General features: G+C 43.9%; 22 protein-coding genes, 2 tRNA genes and 3 pseudogenes. 6 read left to right on the forward strand and 21 right to left on the reverse strand.

The genetic code is table 11. The features are described from left to right. Nucleotides 1-23: 23 nt before the first annotated feature. The 14 genes from pnp to rlmE all read right to left on the reverse strand — a co-directional run bounded on the left by pnp (nt 24) and on the right by rlmE (nt 15,042). Nucleotides 24-2,144 carry a polyribonucleotide nucleotidyltransferase gene (pnp, locus tag GKR74_RS06780; RefSeq protein ID WP_154603023.1) on the reverse strand — a complete coding sequence of 707 codons (2,121 nt, stop codon included), beginning with the start codon at nt 2,142-2,144 and terminating at the stop codon, nt 24-26. A 280-nt stretch (nt 2,145-2,424) separates the two neighbouring features. After that, entirely contained in the window at nt 2,425-2,694 is a 270-nt protein-coding gene (rpsO, locus tag GKR74_RS06785) for a 30S ribosomal protein S15 (RefSeq protein ID WP_006814502.1), read from the reverse strand. 114 nt (nt 2,695-2,808) lie between these two features. Then, nucleotides 2,809-3,762 carry a tRNA pseudouridine(55) synthase TruB gene (truB, locus tag GKR74_RS06790; protein WP_132496364.1) on the reverse strand — a complete coding sequence of 318 codons (954 nt, stop codon included), beginning with the start codon at nt 3,760-3,762 and terminating at the stop codon, nt 2,809-2,811. Beyond that, nucleotides 3,762-4,172, reverse strand: coding sequence for a 30S ribosome-binding factor RbfA (gene rbfA / locus GKR74_RS06795; protein WP_036949056.1), 411 nt, complete (start codon nt 4,170-4,172; stop codon nt 3,762-3,764). Before rbfA ends, truB begins: the two co-directional genes overlap by 1 nt. An 85-nt stretch (nt 4,173-4,257) precedes the next feature. After that, on the reverse strand, nt 4,258-6,996 hold the full coding sequence (gene infB / locus GKR74_RS06800) for a translation initiation factor IF-2 (protein WP_132496363.1): 2,739 nt from the start codon (nt 6,994-6,996) through the stop codon (nt 4,258-4,260). 23 nt (nt 6,997-7,019) lie between these two features. Next, nucleotides 7,020-8,528, reverse strand: coding sequence for a transcription termination factor NusA (gene nusA / locus GKR74_RS06805; protein ID WP_154603024.1), 1,509 nt, complete (start codon nt 8,526-8,528; stop codon nt 7,020-7,022). A gap of 23 nt (nt 8,529-8,551) precedes the next feature. Then, complete coding sequence (gene rimP / locus GKR74_RS06810; RefSeq protein WP_006662411.1) at nt 8,552-9,004, reverse strand: ribosome maturation factor RimP; 453 nt, start codon at nt 9,002-9,004, stop codon at nt 8,552-8,554. A 213-nt stretch (nt 9,005-9,217) separates the two neighbouring features. Continuing rightward, nucleotides 9,218-9,294: transfer RNA gene (locus GKR74_RS06815), tRNA-Met, on the reverse strand. Between the two features lie 57 nt (nt 9,295-9,351). Next, a tRNA-Leu gene (locus tag GKR74_RS06820) sits at nt 9,352-9,441 on the reverse strand. Between the two features lie 106 nt (nt 9,442-9,547). Further along, a complete protein-coding gene (gene secG / locus GKR74_RS06825; protein ID WP_036949048.1) occupies nt 9,548-9,892 on the reverse strand; it encodes a preprotein translocase subunit SecG in 345 nt (114 codons plus the stop codon). 246 nt (nt 9,893-10,138) lie between these two features. Further along, entirely contained in the window at nt 10,139-11,476 is a 1,338-nt protein-coding gene (gene glmM, locus GKR74_RS06830) for a phosphoglucosamine mutase (protein ID WP_036949046.1), read from the reverse strand. Further along, on the reverse strand, nt 11,469-12,317 hold the full coding sequence (gene folP / locus GKR74_RS06835; RefSeq protein WP_154603025.1) for a dihydropteroate synthase: 849 nt from the start codon (nt 12,315-12,317) through the stop codon (nt 11,469-11,471). The genes glmM and folP overlap by 8 nt, the downstream gene beginning before the upstream one ends. Before the next feature lie 70 nt (nt 12,318-12,387). Then, entirely contained in the window at nt 12,388-14,355 is a 1,968-nt protein-coding gene (gene ftsH, locus GKR74_RS06840) for an ATP-dependent zinc metalloprotease FtsH (RefSeq protein ID WP_036949042.1), read from the reverse strand. Between the two features lie 57 nt (nt 14,356-14,412). Then, on the reverse strand, nt 14,413-15,042 hold the full coding sequence (gene rlmE / locus GKR74_RS06845; protein ID WP_036949039.1) for a 23S rRNA (uridine(2552)-2'-O)-methyltransferase RlmE: 630 nt from the start codon (nt 15,040-15,042) through the stop codon (nt 14,413-14,415). 259 nt (nt 15,043-15,301) lie between these two features. Between rlmE and yhbY the strand changes: the two genes are divergently transcribed. Continuing rightward, a complete protein-coding gene (yhbY, locus tag GKR74_RS06850; protein WP_154603026.1) occupies nt 15,302-15,595 on the forward strand; it encodes a ribosome assembly RNA-binding protein YhbY in 294 nt (97 codons plus the stop codon). Between the two features lie 76 nt (nt 15,596-15,671). Here the strand turns inward: yhbY and greA are convergent. Then, a pseudogene (gene greA, locus GKR74_RS06855) lies at nt 15,672-16,190 on the reverse strand (transcription elongation factor GreA). A gap of 256 nt (nt 16,191-16,446) precedes the next feature. Here greA and dacB point away from each other — a divergent pair. Then, nucleotides 16,447-17,892 (forward strand): annotated as a pseudogene (gene dacB / locus GKR74_RS06860) (serine-type D-Ala-D-Ala carboxypeptidase); the annotation flags it as partial. Between the two features lie 87 nt (nt 17,893-17,979). Here dacB and cgtA read toward each other — a convergent pair. The 3 genes from cgtA to rplU all read right to left on the reverse strand — a co-directional run bounded on the left by cgtA (nt 17,980) and on the right by rplU (nt 19,873). Next, nucleotides 17,980-19,155 (reverse strand): Obg family GTPase CgtA, encoded by a 1,176-nt coding sequence (gene cgtA, locus GKR74_RS06865; RefSeq protein WP_154603028.1) that lies wholly within the window; start codon nt 19,153-19,155, stop codon nt 17,980-17,982. Nucleotides 19,156-19,287: 132 nt separating this feature from the next. Beyond that, nucleotides 19,288-19,545 (reverse strand): 50S ribosomal protein L27, encoded by a 258-nt coding sequence (rpmA, locus tag GKR74_RS06870; protein WP_004905922.1) that lies wholly within the window; start codon nt 19,543-19,545, stop codon nt 19,288-19,290. Between the two features lie 19 nt (nt 19,546-19,564). Then, a complete protein-coding gene (rplU, locus tag GKR74_RS06875; protein ID WP_006658010.1) occupies nt 19,565-19,873 on the reverse strand; it encodes a 50S ribosomal protein L21 in 309 nt (102 codons plus the stop codon). Between the two features lie 334 nt (nt 19,874-20,207). On the opposite strand from rplU, the gene ispB reads away from it, so the two are divergent. After that, nucleotides 20,208-21,179 carry an octaprenyl diphosphate synthase gene (gene ispB / locus GKR74_RS06880; RefSeq protein ID WP_154603029.1) on the forward strand — a complete coding sequence of 324 codons (972 nt, stop codon included), beginning with the start codon at nt 20,208-20,210 and terminating at the stop codon, nt 21,177-21,179. A gap of 62 nt (nt 21,180-21,241) precedes the next feature. Here the strand turns inward: ispB and GKR74_RS06885 are convergent, their stop codons facing one another. Both GKR74_RS06885 and GKR74_RS06890 read right to left on the reverse strand, forming a co-directional pair. Next, the gene (locus GKR74_RS06885) at nt 21,242-21,601 is read right to left on the reverse strand and encodes a DNA-binding protein (protein WP_154603030.1); all 360 of its coding nucleotides are present in this window, start codon (nt 21,599-21,601) and stop codon (nt 21,242-21,244) included. A 100-nt stretch (nt 21,602-21,701) separates the two neighbouring features. Beyond that, nucleotides 21,702-22,058 carry a DNA-binding protein gene (locus GKR74_RS06890; RefSeq protein WP_154603031.1) on the reverse strand — a complete coding sequence of 119 codons (357 nt, stop codon included), beginning with the start codon at nt 22,056-22,058 and terminating at the stop codon, nt 21,702-21,704. 556 nt (nt 22,059-22,614) lie between these two features. On the opposite strand from GKR74_RS06890, the pseudogene GKR74_RS06895 reads away from it, so the two are divergent. Next, a pseudogene (locus GKR74_RS06895) lies at nt 22,615-22,869 on the forward strand (helix-turn-helix domain-containing protein); the annotation flags it as partial. Nucleotides 22,870-23,131: 262 nt separating this feature from the next. Here GKR74_RS06895 and mdh read toward each other — a convergent pair. Then, nucleotides 23,132-24,070 (reverse strand): malate dehydrogenase, encoded by a 939-nt coding sequence (mdh, locus tag GKR74_RS06900; RefSeq protein ID WP_154603033.1) that lies wholly within the window; start codon nt 24,068-24,070, stop codon nt 23,132-23,134. 470 nt (nt 24,071-24,540) lie between these two features. Between mdh and argR the strand changes: the two genes are divergently transcribed. Together argR and GKR74_RS06910 are read left to right on the forward strand one after the other, a co-directional pair. Beyond that, on the forward strand, nt 24,541-25,011 hold the full coding sequence (argR, locus tag GKR74_RS06905) for a transcriptional regulator ArgR (protein ID WP_036949013.1): 471 nt from the start codon (nt 24,541-24,543) through the stop codon (nt 25,009-25,011). 107 nt (nt 25,012-25,118) lie between these two features. Further along, on the forward strand, nt 25,119-25,529 hold the full coding sequence (locus GKR74_RS06910; RefSeq protein WP_181477670.1) for a DUF6122 family protein: 411 nt from the start codon (nt 25,119-25,121) through the stop codon (nt 25,527-25,529). The last annotated feature ends 19 nt before the right edge of the window (nt 25,530-25,548 follow it).

The raw sequence follows: 25,548 nt of genomic DNA on the forward strand, positions 1-25,548 counted from the left end.
CAGGCGCTACACTTTCGGTCAGCTTATTCTGCTGATTCCTGCTGTGCTGGAGCTTCTTCGCCAGCAACAGCTTCTTTCATGCTCAGGCGAATACGGCCTTGACGGTCGATTTCTAACACCTTAACAGGAACTTCTTGACCCATTTGCAGGTAGTCAGTCACTTTCTCTACACGCTTGTCAGCGATTTGAGAAATGTGAACCAGACCTTCTTTACCGCCACCGATAGCAACGAATGCACCGAAGTCAACAATACGAGTCACTTTACCTGGGTAGATACGACCCACTTCAACTTCTGCAGTGATGTCTTCGATGCGACGAATTGCTTCTTTCGCTTTCAGGCCATCAGTTGCTGCGATCTTCACTGTACCGTCATCTTCGATTTCGATAGTTGTGCCTGTTTCTTCCGTTAATGCGCGGATAACAGAACCACCTTTACCGATGACATCTTTGATCTTGTCTGGGTTGATACGGATGGTGTAAATGCGTGGAGCGAACTCAGAGATCTCTTCACGTGGACCATTGATAGCTTGTTCCATTGTGCCAAGGATATGCAGACGCGCACCTTTAGCTTGGTTCAGAGCCACTTGCATGATTTCGCGAGTGATACCTTCGATTTTGATATCCATTTGCAGTGCGCTGATACCGTCACGGCTACCCGCTACTTTAAAGTCCATATCACCTAAGTGGTCTTCGTCACCTAAGATGTCAGACAGGACAACGAAATCGTCGCCTTCTTTCACCAGACCCATCGCGATACCCGCAACAGCCGCTTTAATTGGTACACCAGCATCCATCAGAGCCAGAGACGCACCACATACAGATGCCATTGAAGAAGAACCGTTAGATTCCGTGATTTCAGAAACCACACGTACTGTGTACGGGAATTCTGCTTGTGAAGGCATAACTGCCAGCACACCACGTTTCGCTAAGCGACCGTGACCAATTTCACGACGTTTAGGTGAACCAACCATACCAGTCTCACCAACAGAGTATGGAGGGAAGTTGTAGTGGAATAAGAAGCGGTCAGTGTATTCGCCCATTAATTGGTCGATAACCTGTGCATCACGCTCAGTACCTAATGTTGCAGTAACCAGAGCCTGAGTTTCACCACGGGTGAACAGTGCAGAACCGTGAGTACGTGGCAGAACACCAGTACGAACGTCCAGCGCACGAACCATGTCTTTCTCACGACCATCGATACGTGGCTCACCACGGATAACGCGGCTACGAACAACTTGTTTTTCTAAGTGAGCAAGAATGTCTGACACTTCAGAAACATCGACGTTTTCATCTTCAGCAACCAGAGTTGCAATCACTTCGTCTTTGATCAGGTCAACTTGAGCATAACGCTCTTGTTTCTCAGTGATACGGTAAGCATCGCCCATACGGCTTTCAGCCAGTGCAGCAACGCGATCGTGCAGAGCTTGGTTAACTGGCTCTGGCTGCCAATCCCATTTTTCTTTGCCCGCTTCTTTGACTAATTCATTGATGTTCTGGATAACAACTTGTTGTTGATCGTGACCGAACACAACTGCACCCAGCATTTGCTCTTCGCTTAACAGCTCAGCTTCTGACTCAACCATTAATACTGCGCTGTCAGTACCTGCAACCACTAAATCCAGACGGCTTGATTTTAATTCATCAGCAGTTGGGTTCAGAACATATTGGTCATTGATAAAACCAACACGTGCAGCACCGATAGGACCATTGAATGGAACACCAGACAGTGCCAGTGCAGCAGATGCACCGATCATCGCAACGATATCCGGGTTAACTTGTGGGTTAACAGAAACAACGGTAGCAATGATTTGGATTTCGTTCAGGAAGCCTTCTGGGAACAGAGGACGTAATGGACGGTCAATCAGACGTGCAACTAAAGTTTCGCCTTCACCAGGACGGCCTTCACGACGGAAGAAGCTACCTGGGATACGACCTGCAGCGTAAGTACGCTCTTGGTAGTTAACCGTTAAAGGGAAGAAATCTTGCCCTTCTTTAACTTTTTTCTGTGCCACAGCAGTCACGAATACTGCGGTGTCATCCATGTTTACCATCACCGCCGCCGTTGCTTGGCGTGCGATCATGCCTGTTTCTAATGTTACGGTATGCTGGCCATACTGGAACTTACGAACAATAGGATTTAACAAAATATTACCCTTTTTGTAAGGCTACGAGAGATTCTCAAGTAGCATGGTTTATTTTCTGACTACAGCCTCGCGACTAATGAGAGGATTGATATTCCAATCATCAATTCTCTCATTAGCCGCGCGAATACGGATGTAGTTTTAAGTGGTTTTAATTAAAACAGTCAATTATCGATAATAGCTTAACATTTTAGTTAAGTATAATTCGAGTATTACTTCAACTTTCAATTAACTTTTAGAAGAAAAGGGGCCATTTGGCCCCTTTCCTCTGAAACTGACAAGATTAACGACGCAGACCCAGACGCTCGATCAGCGCTGTGTAACGTGCGATATCTTTACCTTTCAGGTAAGCTTGTAAACGACGACGCTGAGCAACCATACGCAGCAGACCACGACGGCTGTGGTGATCTTTTTTGTGCTCGGAGAAGTGACCTTGCAGATGGTTGATTTGTGCAGTTAACAGAGCGATTTGAACTTCGCTTGAACCAGTGTCGTTTTCACCGCGGCCGAATTCAGCAACGATTTTCGCTTTCGCTTCAGTACTTAGAGACATAATAAACTCCAAAATAATATAAATTTAAGTGATGAGAGCCAATCTCTAATTTAGCATCTCAAGATTTAGCGCCGTCATTCTACGCTGCTTAGGGCAGCAAAGCAATAAGCGCCATTATGCGGACGGTTCATTTTCAACGACCAAACGCTTCGGTGCAATACGTCCATCTTCACTAATCAGAGCGATACCGATAAACCGCTGCTCTGAACCACAAGTGACGCGGATCATGTCGCCTTCCACGAGGTCTTTTACATCACCACGTACAGGTTGACCCTGTTTAAAATACGCGGCTGTTTCCTCAGTAATATTCACTGCAGGAAAATGAACCACTGCGGTATCCATTGGCAATAATAGAGAATCGAGCAAGGATTCAAAAGACCCTTCTCCCGCATCCACTTTTGCCCGTAAAGCAGCTAATTGCTCCAACGTGACCATACGATCGTAAGGATAATTTGCCACTTGTACACGACGCAGATAAGTGACGTGCGCACCGCATCCTAACATTTCACCTAAATCGTCAATAATAGTCCGAATATAGGTGCCTTTAGAACAGTGAATTTCCAGTTCTAATTCATTGTTATCCCAACGAATAAACTGAAGTTCATACACTGTAATCGGGCGGGCTTCACGCTCTACCGTGATACCTTTACGTGCGTATTCATATAATGGGCGCCCTTGGTGTTTCAGCGCTGAATACATGGAAGGCACTTGCAGTGTATCCCCACGAAAATGTTCGAGAGCTTCTTCAAGTTGCTGTGCCGTAAAAGTGATATCGCGTTCGCTGATGATTTCACCATGGGAGTCGGAAGTATCCGTTCGTTGACCAAGGCGAGCAATCACGCGATAGCGCTTATCTGAATCGAGTAAAAACTGTGAAAATTTCGTCGCTTCGCCAAGGCAGACTGGCAGCATGCCTGTCGCTAGTGGGTCAAGTGCCCCCGTGTGCCCAGCTTTATTCGCGTTGAAAAAGCGCCGCACTTTTTGCAGCGCATCGTTTGAGGAAATATCGGTGGGCTTATCTAACAGCACAACGCCGTCAATATTGCGCCCGCTACGACGACGCCCCATTATTTTTCCTCTTTACTATCTGTACCTGCACGACGCTCTTCGTCATTACGAATTACGTTCGATACTAAGTTAGACATACGCATACCATCAACTAGTGAGTTGTCATATTCAAACGTTAACTCAGGAATAATACGTAAACGCATTGCTTTCCCCAGTAATGAACGAATGAAACCTGACGCTTCATTTAATGCTTTAATGCCGTCTGCAACCATCTCTTCTTCACTTTTTTCATTCGCAAAGTTGAAGAAAGTGACGAAGACTTTACCGTATGCCAGATCCCGTGACAGCTCTACGCCAGAAACGGTTGCCATGCCAATACGGGGATCTTTGATTTCGCGCTGCAAGATAATCGCAATTTCTTTTTGCATTTCTTGAGCTACGCGCTGAGAACGACTGAATTCTTTTGCCATCGTTAATCTCCTGACAATAAAGGGGGCAATAGCCCCCTCATTAATACTATTTTGTCACCACGAAACTTCGTGGGTACTCACAAAATTAACCGTCGATTGAACGTTTAACTTCGATAACTTCAAAGACTTCGATCATATCGCCGACACGGACATCGTTGTAGTTCTTAACACCGATACCACATTCCATACCGTTACGAACTTCGCTAACGTCATCTTTAAAGCGACGCAGTGATTCCAGCTCACCTTCGTAGATAACCACGTTATCACGCAGAACGCGGATTGGGTTATTACGCTTGATGGTACCTTCAGTAACCATACAACCAGCAACTGCACCAAATTTCGGTGATTTGAACACATCACGGACTTCTGCAAGACCCATGATTTGCTGTTTGTATTCAGGTGCCAGCATACCGCTCATCGCTTGTTTGATTTCATCAATCAGGCTATAGATGACGGAGTAGTAACGTAAATCAACGCTTTCGCTTTCAACTACTCGACGAGCAGATGCATCGGCACGGACGTTAAAGCCAAGAATGATCGCATTAGAAGCTGCAGCCAGAGTTGCATCAGTTTCAGTGATACCACCCACGCCAGAACCGATGATTTTGATTTTAACTTCATCAGTTGACAGTTTCATCAGAGAGTCAGTGATAGCTTCACAGGTACCTTGAACGTCAGTTTTCAGTACGATATTCAGTTCAGAAACTTTACCTTCTTCCATGTTAGCAAACATGTTTTCCAGTTTAGATTTCTGCTGACGAGCTAATTTCACATCACGGAATTTACCTTGACGATACAGGGCAACTTCACGTGCTTTTTTCTCATCACGAACAACTGTCGCTTCATCACCCGCTGAAGGAACGCTGGACAGACCCAGGATCTCAACTGGCATTGAAGGGCCGGCGGACAGAACTTCTTTACCTAATTCGTTGCGCATTGCACGAATACGGCCGTATTCAAATCCACACAGTACGATGTCGCCTTTGTTCAATGTACCTTCTTGAACTAAGATAGTTGCCACTGGGCCACGACCTTTGTCTAGGTAAGATTCAACAACCACACCGCTTGCCATGCCTGCATATACCGCTTTCAGTTCTAAAACTTCAGCTTGCAGCAAGATAGCATCTAACAGTTCATCGATACCGGTACCCACTTTCGCAGACACACCGATAAACTGAGTGTCACCGCCCCACTCTTCAGAAATAACGCCATACTGAGACAGCTCATTTCTGACTCGATCTGGGTCAGCTTCTGGTTTATCCATTTTGTTGACCGCAACAACGATTGGCACACCTGCTGCTTTCGCATGCTGGATAGCTTCGATTGTTTGTGGCATAACACCATCATCTGCAGCAACAACCAGAACAACGATATCCGTTGCCTGAGCACCACGAGCACGCATTGATGTAAACGCGGCGTGACCTGGGGTGTCTAAGAAGGTGATCATACCTTTGTCAGTTTGAACGTGGTATGCACCGATGTGCTGAGTAATACCACCTGCTTCGCCTGATGCTACTTTCGTTGAACGAATGTAGTCCAGTAAAGAGGTTTTACCGTGGTCAACGTGACCCATGATGGTAACAACTGGCGCGCGAGCTTCTTTAACTGCTGAGCCAGTGTCACGGTCGTTCATTACCGATTCTTCTAACTCATTCTCACGACGCAGAATAACTTTGTGACCCATTTCTTCTGCAACTAATTGTGCAGTTTCTTGGTCAATCACTTGGTTGATGGTTGCCATTGCACCCATTTTCATCATCGTTTTGATGACTTGGGAGCCTTTAACTGCCATCTTGTTAGCTAATTCGCCAACAGTGATAGTTTCGCCGATAACAACGTCACGGTTTACCGCTGCAACTGGTTTGGTGAAGCTTTGTTGTAAAGAGCTGCCTTTACGTTGCTTACCTTTAGTGCGACCTGAGCGACCTGCAGCGCGTTCTTCTTCGCGATCCGCTTTTTCAGAAAGTTTGTTGCCTTTCTTCTGGCGAGGTGCTTTAGCAGAACGGTTACGTGAACGACGACCTTCTTCTTTCTCATCACTTTCATCTTCCGCCGCACGCGCGTGGGTAGATGTTGTTGTGTGATAGTCGCTATCATCTTCAGATTTGCTATCTGAGTTCCAGTCTTCGCCTTTTTCTTCAGCCATTTTACGGGCTTCTTCAGCAACACGGCGCGCATCAGCTTCAACTTTACGTTGAGTTTCTTCTTCCGCTTTGCGTTTCAGTTCAGCAGCTTCGGCTTCAAGGCGCTGTTTGTCAGCGTTACTTTCAGTTGCCGCTTTGCTTGGTTTTTGATTTTCGCTTTGTTTCACTTTTTCTCTTTCCGCTACTTCGCGCGTAGCTTTATCAGCTGCTTCACGTTTTGCTTTCTCTTCGGCTTCACGTTTTGCGTTAGCTTCTGCGTCACGTTTTGCAGCATCTTCTGCTGCACGTTTCGCTTCTGCTTCACGTTTTGCCAGTTCCTCAGCTTCGCGCTGTGCTTGCTCTTCCGCTTCACGCTGCGCCTGCTCTTCCGCTTGCGCTTCTTCAGCGTCGCGGTTCACATAAGTGCGTTTTTTGCGGACTTCAACATTTACCGATTTGCTTTTGCCACCGGTGACTGGAACACTCAGCGTACTACGAGTTTTACGCTGCAATGTTAACTTACTTGGCTGCCCCGCTGCTCCGCCTTGTTCGCGGTTTAAGTGGTTCAGTAAAGTTTCTTTCTCAGTCTGGCTAACAGAGTCATTCGCACCTTTCGTGATCCCTGCTTCAGCAAATTGCTGTACCAGGCGCTCAACTGTGGTTTGAATTTCCGTTGCCAGTGATTTTACAGTTTCTGTCATGCCGTTCCTTCCTGCTACAGTGTTTACGCATCGTTTCCGAACCAGCAAATATTACGTGCTGCCATAATGAGTTCGCCTGCTTTCTCATTATTCAGACCTTCGATATCAATCAGGTCGTCGATGCCCTGCTCAGCAAGATCTTCCAGTGTACAGATACCGTGAGTAGCCAAATTATAGGCCAGAGTACGATCCATACCATCAAGATTCAACAAATCTTCTGCTGGCTGATTATCACCCAAGCTCTCTTTTTGAGCTAGTTCAATTGTGGTGAGGGCAGCTTTTGCTCTTTCACGTAGAACTTCAACGGTTTCTTCATCAAGACCGTCAATTTCCAGAAGTTCTTTAATAGGCACGTAAGCCAGTTCTTCTAATGTAGAGAAGCCTTCTTCAACAAGTGTTGTAGCAAACTCTTCATCAATATCTAGATGCTTAGTGAATGTTTCAATAGAAGCATGTGCTTCTGCCTGATGTTTTGCATTCAGCTCTTCCGCAGTCATGACATTCAGTTCCCACTTGTCATCACCACGATGGATTTTCAGTAACTGAGCCGCTAAGCGAACGTTTTGTCCATTACGTCCAATTGCTTGAGCTAAGTTGCTGCTTTCAACGGCAACATCCATCGTACAGTTGTCTTCATCAACCACAATAGATGCCACATCAGCCGGAGCCATAGCATTAATAACGAATTGCGCTGGGTTATCATCCCATAACACAATGTCGATTCTCTCGCCGCCTAACTCACTAGAGACAGCTTGAACACGAGCCCCGCGCATACCAACACAAGCACCAACTGGGTCGATACGTTTGTCGTTAGTTTTTACTGCGATTTTTGCACGAGAACCTGGATCGCGAGCTGCTGCTTTGATCTCGATGATCTCTTCGCCAATTTCTGGTACTTCGATGCGGAATAATTCAACCAGCATCTCTGGACGAGAACGGGTAACAAAAAGCTGTGCACCGCGTGCTTCAGGACGAACATCATACAGTACGCCGCGAATACGGTCACCTGGACGGAAGTTTTCGCGTGGTAGCATATCTTCGCGCAGGATCACAGCTTCTGCGTTATTACCTAAATCTAAGGTAATGTTTTCACGGTTAACTTTTTTAACCTGAGCAGTGATGATTTCACCTTGTTGCTCACGGAATTGGTCAACCACCATCGCACGCTCGGCTTCACGTACTTTTTGTACGATAACTTGCTTCGCGGTTTGCGTGGTAATACGGTCAAATACAACAGATTCGATTTGGTCTTCGACGTATTCGCCTAACTGCAATTCAGGATCTTCGAATTGTGCAGCTTCCAGTGTAATTTCACGAGTTGGCATTGTGACTTCGTCAACAATCACCCAACGACGGAAAGTATCAAAATCACCGGATTTACGGTCGATTTCTACGCGAACATCAATCTCTTGCTCATATTTCTTTTTGGTTGCTGTCGCCAGCGCAGTTTCCAGAGCCTCGAAGATTTTTTCACGAGGGAGGGATTTTTCGTTAGAAACCGCTTCAACAACAGCCAGAATTTCTTTGTTCATCCTAGTTGCCTCATTGAACTTAATTAAAAGTGTGGTACCAAGTTAGCTTTCTGGATGTTGCCGAGGGCGAACACCTCATCCTTACCATCTACAGTAACCGTAATCATTTCACCATCAACGGCTTTGATAATACCTTGCCATCTACGACGGTTCTGCATCGCGATACGCAGTGACAGAGCCACCTCTTCACCCATGAAACGCTCATAATGAGCGATGGTGAACAGTGGACGTTCCATACCCGGTGACGATATTTCAAGGTTATAAATCACAGAAATTGGATCTTCGACATCCAATACTGCACTTACTTGATGGCTGACATCAGCACAGTCATCAACAGTGATGCCTTCTTCACTATCAATGAAAATACGCAGTGTCGACGTGCGCCCGCGAACAAATTCTAAGCCTACAAATTCAAAGCCTAGTGCTTCCACTGGTGCAGAAACCATCTCTGTTAATTTTTGCTCTAATGTGGACAAGCCCACCCCCAGACATAAAAAAAGGGCATAAAGCCCAGTTAATTCGATTGTCAAATAACAAAAAACCCCGAAATTCGGGGCTTTTGTAACTGGACCCATAGTACATGGGTTTACCGTGCTCTTAGTATACCTTGAAAATCTAGATAAATCGATGAGAAATTACGATAACGATATCTGATATTGTTGCGACAAGATATGTATGGCTAAGAGAAATGGTTGCGGGAGCTGGATTTGAACCAACGACCTTCGGGTTATGAGCCCGACGAGCTACCATGCTGCTCCATCCCGCGTTCGAAACGTGACTATTTTACACCGACTATTGTGAGTTCACAAGTCGTCTAAAATAATGGTGCCGAGGACGGGACTTGAACCCGTACGCCCGTTTTGTAGGCACTACCACCTCAAGGTAGCGTGTATACCAATTTCACCACCTCGGCACTGAGGCGAGGTTACTAATTTAATAATCAATAACCTCAAATTTTTAACTTCTTACTGCTTTACTACTAATGAAGACATAAAGTCGTCATTCGGAATCTGTCACACTTAACGAGGAATATCGCTCGTTGGTGTTGCTGGTGCTGCCGGAACGTCTGTTGGTTGCTCGACTTTTGCCGGTTCGCTAATGTTTTCCCACTTACTACCTGCACCAGTTCCATATTTATTGGCAGTCATGTTGCCAAGAATTAAACTGATGATGAAAAACACAGCAGCCAAGATTCCAGTCATACGGGTCATGAAGTTACCTGAGCCCGATGAACCAAACAGTGTTGCAGAAGCGCCCGCACCGAATGATGCACCCATGTCAGCACCTTTACCTTGCTGTAACATGACCAGACCAATTAGGCCGATAGCCGCGAGCAAGAAAACAACTAAAAGAGCTATATACATTTGAGTTACCTATTCAGTTACGGCGCATAGCCTATGCTATGACCCTTATACTGCACACCTACTCAAAACATTATTACAGAATTGAGCAGGTGCGAATACTAACCAAAGCTGAGCCGACAAGCAAGTCTATTTTGATTTCATTTAACTATTTGAAGAAAAAAACAGCAAACTATCGAAATAATGCTCAACTCGGTTATTCACCGCCCTCCAGCTAATTTTTATCCGCTAAAGGGAGAATGTACGGCATTAACCTGCCGCTTTCACTGCATCAGCAATACGGTTCGCCATTTCGGTGACAGTTTCTTCGTTCTCACCTTCAACCATCACACGAATCAGCGGTTCAGTACCTGATTTTCTCAGCAATACACGACCTTTACCGGCTAACTCTTTTTCCACTTGCTCATTTGCCGCAATAACAGCATCACTTTGCAGAGGATCGTGTTTGCCTTTAAAGCGTACGTTGACCAGAATTTGAGGTAGAAGCTTCATTCCGCTGCATAAATCGTGCAGGCTCATATGGTTACGCACCATGGCACTCAATACTTGCAGACCCGCAACAATACCGTCGCCTGTTGTGGTTTTATCTAATAAAATCACATGACCTGAGTTTTCAGCCCCCATGCGCCAGCCTTTTTCTTGGAGTTTTTCCAGAACATAGCGGTCGCCCACTTTTGCTCGTTCAAATGGAATACCCAGCTGTTTCAGCGCAATTTCTAACCCCATATTGCTCATCAGTGTACCGACAACACCACCTTTTAACTGGCCTTGACGAAGCGCTTCACGAGCGATGATATACAGAATTTGGTCACCATCGACTTTGTTTCCTTGATGGTCAACCATGATAATGCGGTCGCCGTCACCATCAAATGCTAAACCTACATCCGCTTTTTCAGCCAAAACACGCTCTTGCAGCTTACGAACGTCGGTTGCACCACACTCTTCGTTGATGTTGATCCCATTAGGATCGCAACCCATAGTGATGACTTGAGCGCCTAATTCACTAAAGACGTTAGGTGCGATGTGGTAAGTTGCACCGTTAGCACAGTCTAAAACAACTTTGAGGCTATTTAAGCTTTGCTCATTCGGGAAAGTCCCTTTGCAGAATTCAATGTAACGTCCTGCGGCATCGACGATGCGGTTCGCACGACCCAGCTCCGCAGATTCAACGCAAGTGATTGGTTTTTCCATTTCCGCTTCAATGGCTTCTTCAACTTCGTCAGGCAGTTTAGTCCCGTCGATGGAGAAGAATTTGATCCCATTATCATAGTAAGGGTTGTGGGAAGCTGAAATGACGATCCCAGCTTCTGCGCGAAAAGTGCGAGTCAAATAAGCCACTGCTGGCGTTGGCATTGGGCCAGTGAAGGAAGCAGATAACCCTGCGGCAGCTAAGCCAGCTTCTAATGAAGATTCCAGCATGTAGCCAGAAATACGCGTATCTTTACCAATGATAATTTTACGTGAGCCGTGACGAGCCAGTACTTTACCCGCAGCCCAGCCTAATTTTAAAACAAAATCAGGTGTAATTGGGCTATCGCCCACTTTGCCACGGATACCATCAGTACCAAAATATTTACGGTTACTCATACGCTAATTTTTCCTTTTCTGACAGAGTCATCTGAACGACTTGCATTGCTTGTACTGTCTCTTTCACATCATGAACTCGGATAATTTGCGCTCCTTGCATTGCCGCAATAGTGGCACACGCTAAGCTACCCGCTAGACGTTCTTGAGGTGGAACATTTAATAATTGTCCAATCATAGATTTTCGTGACATCCCTGCCAAGAGCGGTAGTCCGAAATCATGAAATTGATCTAAATGCGCTAGTAACTGGTAATTATGCGACAGGTTCTTACCAAAACCAAAGCCTGGATCGAGGATTATTTGCTGTTTATCAATTCCCGCCTTCATGCAGCGCTCAATTTCACGGGCAAGATACTCTTTAACTTCTTTTACTACATTCACATAATCGGGGGCATCTTGCATGGTTCTTGGTTGACCTTGCATGTGCATAATGCAGACGGGCAGCCCTAACTTTGCAGCTACTACAAGGGAGCCATCTTCATGTAACGAGCGAATATCATTGATGATATGCATCCCAGCTTTGGCTGCCTCATCCATTACTTGAGCTTTTGACGTGTCTACAGAGATCCAAACATCAAAACGCTTTGCAATCGCTTCCACAACAGGCACAACACGGTCAAGTTCTTCACTGATAGAAACCTCAGCCGCGCCCGGTCGGGTTGACTCGCCGCCAATATCAATAATCGTAGCCCCTTCTTGTACCATTTTAGCGACATGATCTAGAGCATCATGATAACGATTATGAGTGCCACCATCTGAGAATGAATCAGGAGTAACATTCAAAATCCCCATCACTTGAGGAGTGGATAAGTCAAGGAGGCGACCTCGGGCTTTAATATGCATGATTATTTTTCCTTAACGTAAAAAACCCCAGTGACCTGGGGTTTTTAATTATTCAACTTGTCACGATAGCTTACTGTGGCTTGCTATCATTATTATCAGATGAATTATTTTCATCAGATTTTTCAGTTGGCTCTTCTGGTTGAGTTTCAGCTGGCTTTGCTTCAGGTTTTGATGCGCTAGTTGCAGCACCAAATGAACCTGTCACATTGTTCACTTTTTTATCCTCATCCCAGCCTGCTGGCGCACGTACTGGACGGCGGTTCATCAGGTCGTCAATCATTGGCATATCGATAGTTTCATATTTCAATAATGCATCTTTCATCGCATGCAGAATATCCATATTGTCAGTTAAGGTTTTATGTGCAACCTCATAACCACGGTCGATAATTGCTTTAATTTCTTCATCAATGATGCGTGCAGTTTCATCTGAGTAAGTCGAGCTATGTCCTGAACGACCTAAGAATGCTGGGCCTTCTTCTTCAGAATATAACACTGGACCTAACTTGTCAGAGAAGCCCCACTGAGTCACCATTTTTCTCGCTGTGCTAGTTGCTTGCTGGATATCACCTGATGCACCGGTTGAGATTTTGTCATAACCGTAGATCAGTTCTTCCGCAATACGACCGCCGTATGTACTTGCGATATTACCTTCTAACTTCTGACGGCTTGCACTGATTTGGTCGCCTTCAGGTAAGTAGAAAGTTACACCTAATGCACGACCGCGAGGAATAATAGTCACTTTATGAACAGGATCATGCTCTGGCATCAAATAACCGACGATTGCGTGTCCAGCTTCATGATAAGCAGTAGATTCTTTCTGCTCTTCAGTCATCATCAGTGAGCGGTGCTCTGCACCCAGCCACACTTTGTCACGCGCTCTTTCGAATTCCGCCATCGTTACAACGCGTTTATTTTCGCGCGCTGCAAACAGTGCCGCTTCGTTCACTAAGTTAGCCAATTCCGCACCGGAGAAACCTGGTGTTGCACGAGCCAAGATAGTTGTATCAACCGCAGGGTCGATAGGCACACGACGCATATGAACTTTTAAGATTTGCTCACGACCACGAACATCAGGTAAGCCAACCACAACTTGACGGTCAAAACGACCCGGACGCAATAATGCAGGGTCCAGAACGTCAGCACGGTTAGTTGCCGCGATCACGATAATACCTTCGTTACCTTCGAAACCATCCATCTCAACCAGCATCTGGTTCAGTGTCTGCTCACGTTCATCGTGACCACCACCTAAACCGGCACCACGTTGACGACCAACAGCATCGATTTCATCGATAAAGATAATACAAGGCGCCGCTTTTTTTGCTTGCTCGAACATATCACGAACACGTGAAGCACCCACACCCACAAACATTTCCACGAAGTCTGAACCGGAAATGGTAAAGAATGGTACTTTCGCTTCACCAGCAATAGCTTTAGCCAGTAATGTTTTACCTGTACCCGGCGGTCCTACCATCAGGACACCTTTAGGGATTTTACCACCGAGTTTTTGGAAACGAGCAGGTTCACGTAGGAAGTCTACGATCTCCCCCACTTCCTCTTTCGCTTCATCGCAACCCGCAACATCAGCAAATGTTGTTTTGATCTGATCTTCTGTCAGCATACGGGCTTTGCTTTTACCGAATGACATCGCCCCTTTACCGCCACCACCTTGCATTTGGCGCATAAAGAAGATCCAGACACCAATCAACAGCAGCATTGGGAACCAGGAAATGAAAATAGATGTCAGTAAGCTAGGTTCTTCTGGTGGTTCACCGACGACAGTAACATTCTTGTTCAACAAGGTGTCTAACAACTTCTCATCCTGCATAGGCAGATAAGTTGTGTAGCGGCTATTATCCGCTTTTCTGACGTTCAATTCACGACCTGTGATACGAACTTCACGTACCTGATCCTGGGCTAACTCATTGATAAACGTTGAATAATCAACTCTGCGACTATTCGAATCGCTTGGGCCAAAACTCTGGAACAAGGACATCAGAACAACTGCGATGACTAACCAGAGAATTAGGTTTTTCGCCATGTCACTCAAGGGATTAACCTCACCTTACAACTGTGTTAACAAATAACGCTCAGGGTACTATAGTTTTAGTCCTGTCGCTACAATGTATACTTCACGCGATCGTGCCCGCGAAGATTCGGGTTTACGAACTTTTACCTTCGTAAACAGGGAGCGGATATCCCTAAGGTATTCGTCAAAGCCTTCTCCCTGAAACACTTTAACGATAAAACTTCCCCCGGGAGCCAATACCGCACGGCACATATCCAATGCTAGTTCAACCAGATACATAGAGCGGGGAATATCCACTGCTGGTGTTCCGCTCATATTTGGGGCCATGTCAGACATAACCACTTGTACTTTTTTATCGCCAACTCGCTCTAACAAAGCAGCCAGTACAGCTTCGTCACGAAAATCCCCTTGGAGGAAATCCACGCCAACGATTGGGTCCATTGGTAATAGGTCACAAGCAATAATACGACCATTGTGACCGATTTGGCCGACAACATATTGCGACCACCCACCAGGAGCAGCCCCTAAATCAACAACGGTCATACCTGGTTTAAAAATCTTATCACTTTGCTGGATTTCATCCAGTTTAAACCATGCACGCGAGCGGAGCCCTTTCTTTTGTGCTTGCTGAACATATTTATCACTAAAATGTTCTTGCAACCAACGACTGGAGCTTGCCGAACGTTTTTTATTGGCCATTGCACTTTCCAACTATACTAATAGAAATACATTTCCCGACATTCTTCAAGTTACAGAGAGTTAGCTTCATTTTTTCTACCCAAGTCACATAAATCGAGCTGTTTATCGGGAAAGAGTTAACGCGCTGCCTACTGGTCACTGGATTACTTTCGGGTAATCATTAGCTGCTTCTTTACCATCGAGTAAGATTAATAGATGGTGATAGTTAACAGATGGCGGTAGAATATGCCATTTTCAATACTAACCAAGCAAAAAATCGATGAATCTTAACAAAAAACAAATTCAACACCTAAAAAGTCTCGCTCATCACTTAAACCCAGTTGTTATGATTGGCAACAATGGTTTAACTGAGGGTGTTTTGGCTGAAATCGAAGTCTCATTAACACATCATGAGCTTATCAAAGTCAAAATCGCTGGCGAAGATCGTGAAACTAAAAATTTGATCGCTGAAGCGATTGTTCGCGAAACAGGTGCAGCAAATGTTCAAGTTATCGGTAAAATTCTTGTTCTCTACCGTCCAACGGCTGAGCGCAAAATTAGTTTACCTAAATAATAACTGCTCATTTATATAAAAATGCCATTGAAAGCATGTTTTATATGACGAAAAAGGCCGCCTGCGGCCTTTCTCTCTAAATCAGTAAAATAATATAACCAATTCAGGGAAATAGGAATCAGATATACTCAACTTTAAGAATTTCGAACTCAACATCTCCGCCCGGCGTCTTAATCATTACGACATCATCAACTTCTTTACCCACTAATCCGCGCGCAATCGGTGAATTCACTGAAATTAAGTTCACTTTAATATCAGCTTCATCATCACCTACGATGCGGTAGGTTAACTCTTCATCGGTATCCAAATTCAATACGGTAACCGTCGCACCAAAGATCACTCGACCATTATTTGCCATTTTGGTAACGTCAATCACTTGAGAGTGAGAAAGTTTAGATTCAATTTCTTGAATACGACCTTCACAAAAACCTTGTTGCTCACGCGCTGCGTGATATTCAGCGTTTTCTTTTAAATCGCCATGTTCACGAGCTTCTGCAATAGAAGCAATAATTTCAGGACGACGGACAGATTTCAGATACTCGAGCTCTTCTCTTAGCTTGTTAGCACCAAATACCGTCATTGGAATCTGTTTCATTTGATAAATACCTCTAATTCAATCCTATCTAAAAATAAGTATCTTCCTGATTTTGTAACAACAGTACACCGAACACCATAGTACGTAGGGGGGTGTTCAAAAACTTAAGGTGTCAATAACTCAATCAGACCAACTTGCGCCTTATCTTATCATACTGTTCGCTATTTTAACTGAGAGTTAATAGCGGATCATCGTTTACTTTATTGGGCATTACACTTTAGTATGTGCAGTATGTCTACCCTAATGCGTGAAATATATGTCGCTACTAACATCAACCAGAAAATTAATCTTCACTTTAGGACTTGCATTCATTACTTCGCAAGCAACTGCCATCCCTATCGATGATTATAAGCAGTATCTCCCTGACGGCACTAACCTTGCTCTGGTTGCGCAGAAAGTAGGAAGTAATACCCCTCTTATTGATTATAACGCTCAACAAATGGCTCTACCTGCCAGTACGCAGAAAGTCGTCACCGCCCTCGCTGCATTATTACAGCTAGGTCCGGACTACCGTTTCGTCACTAACTTCGAGACAAACGGAAAGCTCAATAACAACACGTTATCCGGCGACTTGGTGATCCGCTTTAGTGGCGACCCTACGTTAACACGTCAGCAAATTCGCAATATGGTCAATGCGTTAAAGCAGATTGGCATTCATAAAGTCGATGGTGATCTTATTGTCGATATTTCTGCTTTTGCGAGCCATGACAAAGCACCGGGCTGGGTATGGAATGATATGACCCAGTGCTTCAGTGCTCCACCGGCTGCTGCCATCATTGATAGAAACTGTTTCTCAGTTTCCCTTTATCCATCAGATAAAGCGGGAGAAATGGCGTATATCAAAACAGCCAGCTTCTACCCTGTAAATATGTTTAGTGAAGTCAAAACTCTCGCTAAAGGCTCACCAGAAGCTCGCTACTGCGAGCTAGATGTCGTTCCTGGTGAATTGAACCGCTACACATTAACAGGCTGCTTAACTCAGCGTAGTGAGCCATTACCGCTCGCATTTGCAGTACAAAATGGGGCAAGCTACTCCGGCGCTATCGTCAAAAATGAGTTGCAGGTCGCAGGCATTGAATTATCCGGCTCAGTTAAAAAACGCACTCAACAAACGCCACAATCTCAAGTACTCGTCAAAACTGAGTCAAAGCCGTTGCATGACCTCTTAAAAATCATGCTGAAAAAGTCTGATAATATGATAGCAGATACGGTATTTAGAACGATTGGTCGTGATTATTACGGCGTTCCAGGTACCTGGCGCTCAGGCTCTGATGCAGTGAGGCAAGTCCTCAAGCAGAAAGCGGGTATTGATTTAGGCAACACCGTGATGGTGGATGGCTCTGGCTTATCTCGCCATAACTTGATAACTCCAGCGACCATGATGCAAGTTTTGCAATTTATCGCTAAAAATGACCAACAGCTCGATTACATTTCGATGCTACCACTCGCAGGGCACGATGGGACACTTCGTTACCGTGGTGGTTTAGATGAGGCTGGAGTCAATGGCAAGGTGTCAGCGAAAACGGGTGCATTACAAGGGGTTTATAACCTTGCAGGCTTTATTACTACCGCAAGCGGTGAAAAAGTGGCATTCGTCCAGTTTATTTCCGCTTATGCCGTTCCACAAAGCCAATATAATAGCCGCCGTGTACCTTTAGTTCGCTTTGAAAGTCGCCTCTATCGCGATCTTTACCAAAAGAACTGATCCCCCAAGGATCCTTTTAAGATCTTCATAATAAAAAAGGCACAACCTTCGCAAGTTGTGCCTTTTTATATGACTTAAAGATAATTATTTTTGGTAAATGAATTCGACGCCTTCGTCGTCATCTTCGTCCCAATCATCATCCCAATCGTCATCAAGATCTTCTGCACCAGATAGCTGTTCTTTGTGGTAATCATCCCACATAAATTCAACTTTTTCTGGTTGGTTGTTTTCATCTTCAACAGCCATATCACGCGGCTGAGTATTCATGAACTCCATGATGTCCCAGCACAGTGCTTTCACACCTTCGTGGTTCACGGCAGAGATCATGTAATACTTATCTTCCCAGCCCATACCTTTAGCAATTTCAGCTGCACGTTTTGCAGACTCTTCTTCGCCTAAGATGTCCACTTTGTTGAAGACTAACCAGCGTGGTTTCTGGGCCAGTTTTTCGCTGTATTTCTCTAACTCACCGACGATGATCTTGGCGTTTTCCACCGGATCAGATTCATCGATTGGGCAAATGTCGATAAGATGCAGCAATACACGACAACGCTCTAAGTGCTTCAGGAATTGGATCCCAAGTCCTGCACCTTCTGCAGCACCTTCGATCAATCCTGGAATATCTGCAACCACAAAGCTCTGCTCGTTATCCATACGTACCACGCCGAGGCTTGGAACCAAGGTTGTAAATGGATAGTCGGCAACTTTTGGCTTCGCTGCTGATACTGAACGAATAAATGTAGATTTACCGGCATTCGGCATACCTAGCATTCCCACATCAGCCAGTAACATCAGCTCTAATAAGATTTCGCGCGTTTCACCTTTCGTTCCCATGGTACGCTGACGCGGTGCACGGTTAACGGAAGATTTAAAACGAGTGTTACCAAGCCCATGGAAACCGCCTTTAGCGACCATATGGCGTTGATCGTGACGAGTCATGTCACAGAGTACTTCATTGGTGCCAAGATCGCGTACACGCGTTCCTACAGGGACTTTAACCGTGATGTCTTCACCACGCTTACCTGTACACTCACGGCTTTGACCATTTTGACCACGTTCTGCACGAAATGATTTTTCAAAACGATAGTCAATCAGTGTGTTAAGGTTTTCGTCTGCCTGTAAATAGACATCACCACCGTCACCACCGTCACCACCGTCAGGTCCACCTTTCGGGATATATTTTTCACGGCGGAAGCTGACACAACCATTGCCACCATCTCCTGCCACGACCAAAATTTTGGCTTCATCTACAAATTTCATAATTCTTTCTCCGTCTGCTGGCCATTATAGTGCCTGATGGCGGTATTACCCAGAGATGGCATATTCTGAATATAAAAAGCCCCGCAAAAGGTTTTTGCAGGGCTTTAATTCAAAAATTAAAAGTCAGAAAACTTATTCAGCTTCGATGCTGATAAATTTACGATTGTTAGGACCTTTAACTTCAAATTTAACTTTACCGTCCGCTAATGCGAACAGAGTGTGGTCACGGCCACAACCAACGTTGTTACCTGCGTGGAACTTAGTACCACGTTGACGAACGATGATGCTACCTGCTAATACAGCTTCACCACCAAAACGTTTAACACCTAAACGTTTTGCTTCTGAGTCACGACCGTTACGAGTCGAACCACCAGCCTTTTTATGTGCCATTAATCTGCTCTCCTAAATCTTAAGCGATGACAGTGATCTTAACATCAGTGAACCACTGACGGTGACCTTGCTGCTTACGGCTGTGTTTACGACGACGGAACTTAACGATTTTAACTTTATCGCCACGACCGTGTGCAACCACTTCCGCTTTCACTTTAACGCCTTCAACGATAGGAGCACCGATTTGGATCTCATCGCCATTAGCAACCATCAGAACGTGATCAAATTCAACAGTTTCACCTGTTGCGATGTCCAGCTTTTCTAAGCGAACAGTTTGACCTTCGCTAACTCGGTGTTGTTTACCACCACTTTGGAAAACCGCGTACATATTAACTCCGCTTTCCGCGTACCCGCTAAATATTTCAATTCCAGAGTACGCTATAAAATATTCACAATAGGGCGCGAATTCTACGCAAAAAAGCAGCAGAACACAAGCCTATAATGCAGTTAGATTACAAAAAATACGACTTTTTTATCGGCCCTATCTTTTTCCGGCTGATTTCTTAGGAATATCTTGAATTGTTACTTATTTAAACATTTTTTGCATTTCACCCGATAATCTTATTATTAATAGTGTTATGCTTACGCCATTACTGTGATATCGGTTTTCCCATTTTTGACTTAGGGAATGCCCCAAAAACTAATAATATGAATATATTACAATGAATTTAGAATCTATCGTTGAACTGACAGCCGAGGATATGTCAGCAGTAAATGAAGCGATCCTCAGCCAATTAAACTCAGACGTAGCATTAATTAATCAATTAGGTTATTACATCGTTAGCGGGGGCGGAAAAAGGATCCGTCCAATGATCGCGATCCTCGCAGGACGATCCCTTGGCTATTCTGAACACAAACATATTCAAGTTGCTGCATTAATCGAATTCATCCATACCGCCACTTTATTACACGATGATGTGGTCGATGAATCTGATATGCGTCGTGGAAAACAGACAGCTAACGCCGTATTTGGTAACGCGGCAAGCGTATTAGTCGGCGACTTTATTTATACTCGATCCTTCCAAATGATGACGGATCTGGATTCAATGCGTGTTTTAAAACTGATGTCTGAAGCCACTAACGTGATCGCTGAAGGTGAAGTTTTACAATTAATGAACTGCAACGATCCTGACATTACTGAAGAGAGCTACATGCAAGTGATCTACAGTAAAACCGCCCGTCTGTTTGAAGCGGCTTCTCATGCATCCGCTATCTTAGCCAATGCCACACCTGAGCAAGAAAAAGCGCTGCAAGATTATGGTCGCTATATTGGGACCGCATTCCAGTTAGTTGACGATCTTCTAGATTATGATGCAGATAATACCCAGTTAGGTAAAAACACTGGCGATGATCTTGATGAAGGGAAACCAACATTACCACTACTGCACGCAATGCAGCATGGGAATGAGGAAGAGTCTGCGCTAATTAGGCAAGCGATTGAGCAAGGAAATGGTCGCCATCTCTTAGAGACCGTCCTTGGCACAATGAAACGCTGCGGTTCATTAGAATACACTTACCAACGCGCGCAGGAAGAAGCTCAAAAAGCCATTGATGCTTTAAATGCTCTGGAAGACTCCGTGTATAAAGAAGCATTAATTGGTTTAGCGCACGTTGCTATTCAGCGCCATTCATAATTACGATAGAGCTCGAAACCAATATTAAAAAGGGTGAAACCAATTTCACCCTTTTTTCATGGTTATTCATCTTCTGGTTCAGGCTCGATTTTTGCCAATAGCGATGATAAGCCGTGACGCAGAATGTATTTCACAAACATTTTGCGCTCATCTTCTGTCAGTTGGTAATAAGCCTCAGACCAAATTTGCAGTGCATCAATACGTTGCACTTGATACGGTGTCGATGGCTCATGAAGTGACAGCTGACCTTGGATCTCATTCGGCAAGCTTTCCATATAGTATTCAACGGCCTTCCCCTGAACACCTCTTTTACGACGATTTTTCCAGCCCTCCCTTCTCGCCATTAAGTTAATTCCCTGAGGTGAAGATGGAAGGCCTTCTAATCCTGCTAATTCTTTCGCAGTGAACCACAATTTTTTCATAATATCACTTTTACGCTTAGCTTATATTTTGCAACCTGCTTTTGTCGCTATACCAAAGTTATTTTTCTAAAAATTTATTCGATTCAATACTGTATGTAATCTATGTATGGCTATTTTGATTAATAAGGTGAATTAAAGCTAAAGCACCTTTACGCATAATAAACGATAAGATCTTCACGCGTTCATCATGGGAAAGCTGGTTATAAGCTTCTTGCCAAATATGCGCATGTTCATCACGTTTCATTTGATAACCTACCGAAGTTTCATACATCACAGTGAACTCTTCGAAATCAATGGGAACCGAGCTAATATGGTATTCCAATGCTTTTCCTTGAATACCTCTTCGCTTTCGACTCAACCACTTTTCTCGCCTCGCCATGGCATTAATGCCTTGGGTACTTGTCGGAAGCCCTTGGCGTCCAACGAGCTCTTTTGCTGTTAACCATTCCTTGTTCATTATCGACGCTCCTTGTCATTATGATGACAACTTCGATTAACTATAAACTTTCTTTATTCTCTTAATCATTTCAATATCCATTTTTAATATTTAAATATAATAGTTAATAAATTATATCGATATAGATGCTTTTTGTTGTATATCCGCTAGTTATACCAATAACTTTGTATCAACTATTTTATATTGATGGATTTATAGTGCTGATTCAGAAACCCATTCTTTTCAAATAATTCAATATATTATTAAGAAATATAAATCTTCGCGATAAACAGAATAAATATAAGAAAATATAAAAAACAGAGAGCTAACCAAAATGAGTTATTTTTATTTTCAAAGTGTTAGCTAAATTCACAATAATCATCTGAACCTTTCCGTTATTTTCACAAAAACAACGATAGTTTCATAAAAATAAACTTTTAGAAAAAATCAGAAATTATTATTGGGAAATTCTGTTATTTTATTTCCAATAACAGAACGATTGCACTGAATGTATCACAATACTCTGTTAGATGTACCACTAACTCTACATGATTCTGAGTAAAAAAAGGATTAAAAAATGATGTTACGGAAATCAAACTGGCACCCAGCAGATATCATTGCGGCTTTACGCAAACGTGGAACAACCCTAGCGGCGATTTCTCGCGAAGCAGGGCTGAGCTCATCAACACTCGCGAACGCGCTATCGAGACCTTGGCCTAAAGGTGAATGGATCATCGCAAACTTTTTAGGTATACATCCATCAGAAATCTGGCCTAGTCGCTATTATGATCCAATGACGGGTGATTTATTAGAAAGAAAAGTTCGTGAAAAGCCAAAGAAAATCCAGGAGACGGGTGAATTAGAAAACAAGGAACTAGAAGAGGAAAAAGATCTAAAATCAGTCGCTATTTTTGATCAGAACTGAAAGACAAGACACCTAACCATTTTCTTGAAAAACGGCAAGATTCATTCATTGTACCTTCAAGGGGCTTCCCTTTATTTTGATAAGTGAAAACTTACCAAGTATAAAAATAAAGGGCGGAATCGCATGACAGCAATTCCGCCCTTATTTAAGCGCTAAATCTTAATTGGCATTAGCCATTAATGAATTTTTCACCTAATTCGATATCTGCTTTCAGTACGCTTAACATATCTTTCAGTGCTTTCTCTTCAAATGCACTTAATTTACCAATTGGTAAATGTTTTTCGATACCGTTTTTGCCTAATACAACAGGTTGTGCGAAGAAACGAGCGTGTTCACCTTCGCCTTCAGTGTATACACACTCAACCACATTGCTTTCGCCTTGCAGACCACGGATCAAAGATAAGCCCAGACGCGCTGCCGCTTGGCCCATAGACAGTGTTGCTGATCCGCCACCCGCTTTAGCTTCAACCACTTCAGTACCTGCGTTTTGAATACGCTTAGTCAGTGCTGCGATTTCTTCATCAGTGAAGCTAACACCAGGAATTTGAGACAGTAATGGCAGGATTGTCACGCCTGAGTGACCACCAATAACTGGCACTTCAACTTCGTGAGTTTTCTTGCCTTTTAATTCAGCAACGAAAGTATTTGAACGGATGATATCCAGTGTCGTTACACCGAACAGACGGTTTTTATCATACACGCCAGCTTTCTTCAGTACTTCGGCCGCGATAGCAACGGTGGTGTTCACTGGGTTAGTGATAATACCGATTAGTGCTTTCGGGCAGGTAACCGCGATTTGCTGAACAAGGTTACGTACAATGCCTGCGTTCACATTGAACAGGTCAGAGCGATCCATACCTGGCTTACGTGCGACACCTGCAGAAATTAATACTACATCCGCACCTTTCAGTGCTGGGGTTGCATCTTCACCCGCGAAACCAACCACTTTAACGTCGGTAGGGATGTGGCTTAAGTCAGCGGCAACACCTGGAGTTACTGGCGCGATGTCGTAGAGGGAGAGTTCTGAACCTGCTGGGAGCTGGTTTTTGAGAAGAAGGGCGAGAGCCTGACCGATACCACCTGCTGCACCTAGGACTGCAACTTTCATTCTAAAACTCCTTAATTGTACTTTAAAATATATGAATTCATCTGACTACGCACTAAACACATTACTTATAAAAAACAATTCTTTAACAGTTAGAGAGAAGTGTTAACGCGAGATAAATCACCAACACAATAGTTCTATTCTAAACAAATTCCTTATCTGTTAATGAGATAACGGACACTTTTTTAACAAATAGTTTTTATTGCTATTGCATTTAACATTAAACCTAATTTTATTTGACGATTTATTCAGCACCGCTTGATTATTTAACAAATTTTTTACAGTAACTTCTTGTTAAATCAATTCATTTTTAAGTTAAATTTCGAACCAATAATTTAAGATAAACCCCTTATTACTACCAGAGAAGCCTTATCTTAAATCGCTCATTAAACACTCAAAAATCAATTTTCTTGCATAAAAATGCACTTTTCAACATAATACAACTCAGTTTAATACCAAAAGATGGGTTAATTATGCGCACTATGTCGAAACAAGAAGACTTGGTAAAAGCCTTTAAGGCACTCCTTAAAGAAGAAAAATTCAGTTCACAAGCCGAAATTGTGATCGCTCTTCAAGAACAAGGCTTCGAAAACATTAATCAATCTAAAATTTCCAGAATGTTGACAAAGTTTGGTGCTGTACGTACCCGCAACGCAAAAATGGAAATGGTGTATTGCTTACCAACTGAGCCTGGTGTCCCTACTGCCACCAGCCCACTGAAGAACTTAGTTCTGGATGTTGACTACAACCACTCTGTTGTTGTGATCCGTACCAGCCCAGGAGCTGCACAGTTAATTGCTCGCCTGCTAGACTCCTTAGGCAAAGCTGAAGGCATCTTAGGCAGCATCGCTGGCGATGATACAATTTTCTCAACGCCAACCAACGATTTCACAACTCGTGAACTGTATGAAGCCATTTTGGTACTTTTCGAGCAAGAACTTTAGTCCTTTCGAAAAATTTTAGATATCGAAAAAGAGGGAACCCAGTTCCCTCTTTGTATTTTTAGCTCTATAGTGACGCGTCTTCCACTGATTCATATCGAGATAAGCCCGTGTTATTTGAGATCTTACGGAACATCGTTCACTACGGTTTCCATTTTTTAGTGCCCTTTTTATTTGGCTATTTATTTTGGCGAAAAAACTGGAAGCTAGCCGGGCTCTTAATGGTTTCCACCATGGTTATCGACCTCGATCACCTTCTCGCCGATCCTATTTTCGATCCCGATCGTTGCGGCGTAGGCTTCCACCCTATGCACACCATTTGGGCTGCCATCGCTTATGTCGTCTTATTTTTCTTCCCTTCATGGAAATTCAAAGCCATCGCCGTCGGCTGCCTGTTCCACTTATTTACAGACTCGGTGGATTGTTATCTTGGAAGCGTTAAAAAAGAGATGCAAGGCACTGTGTTAAGCTGCTCCGGATTACCAGAACGCGCAAACATCGAACTTCCTCAGCAACTATAACGAAAAAGCCCTAACTTAG

The sequence above is a fragment of the Providencia sp. wls1914 genome (assembly GCF_009706645.1).
GTDB classification, from domain to species: domain Bacteria; phylum Pseudomonadota; class Gammaproteobacteria; order Enterobacterales; family Enterobacteriaceae; genus Providencia; species Providencia zhijiangensis.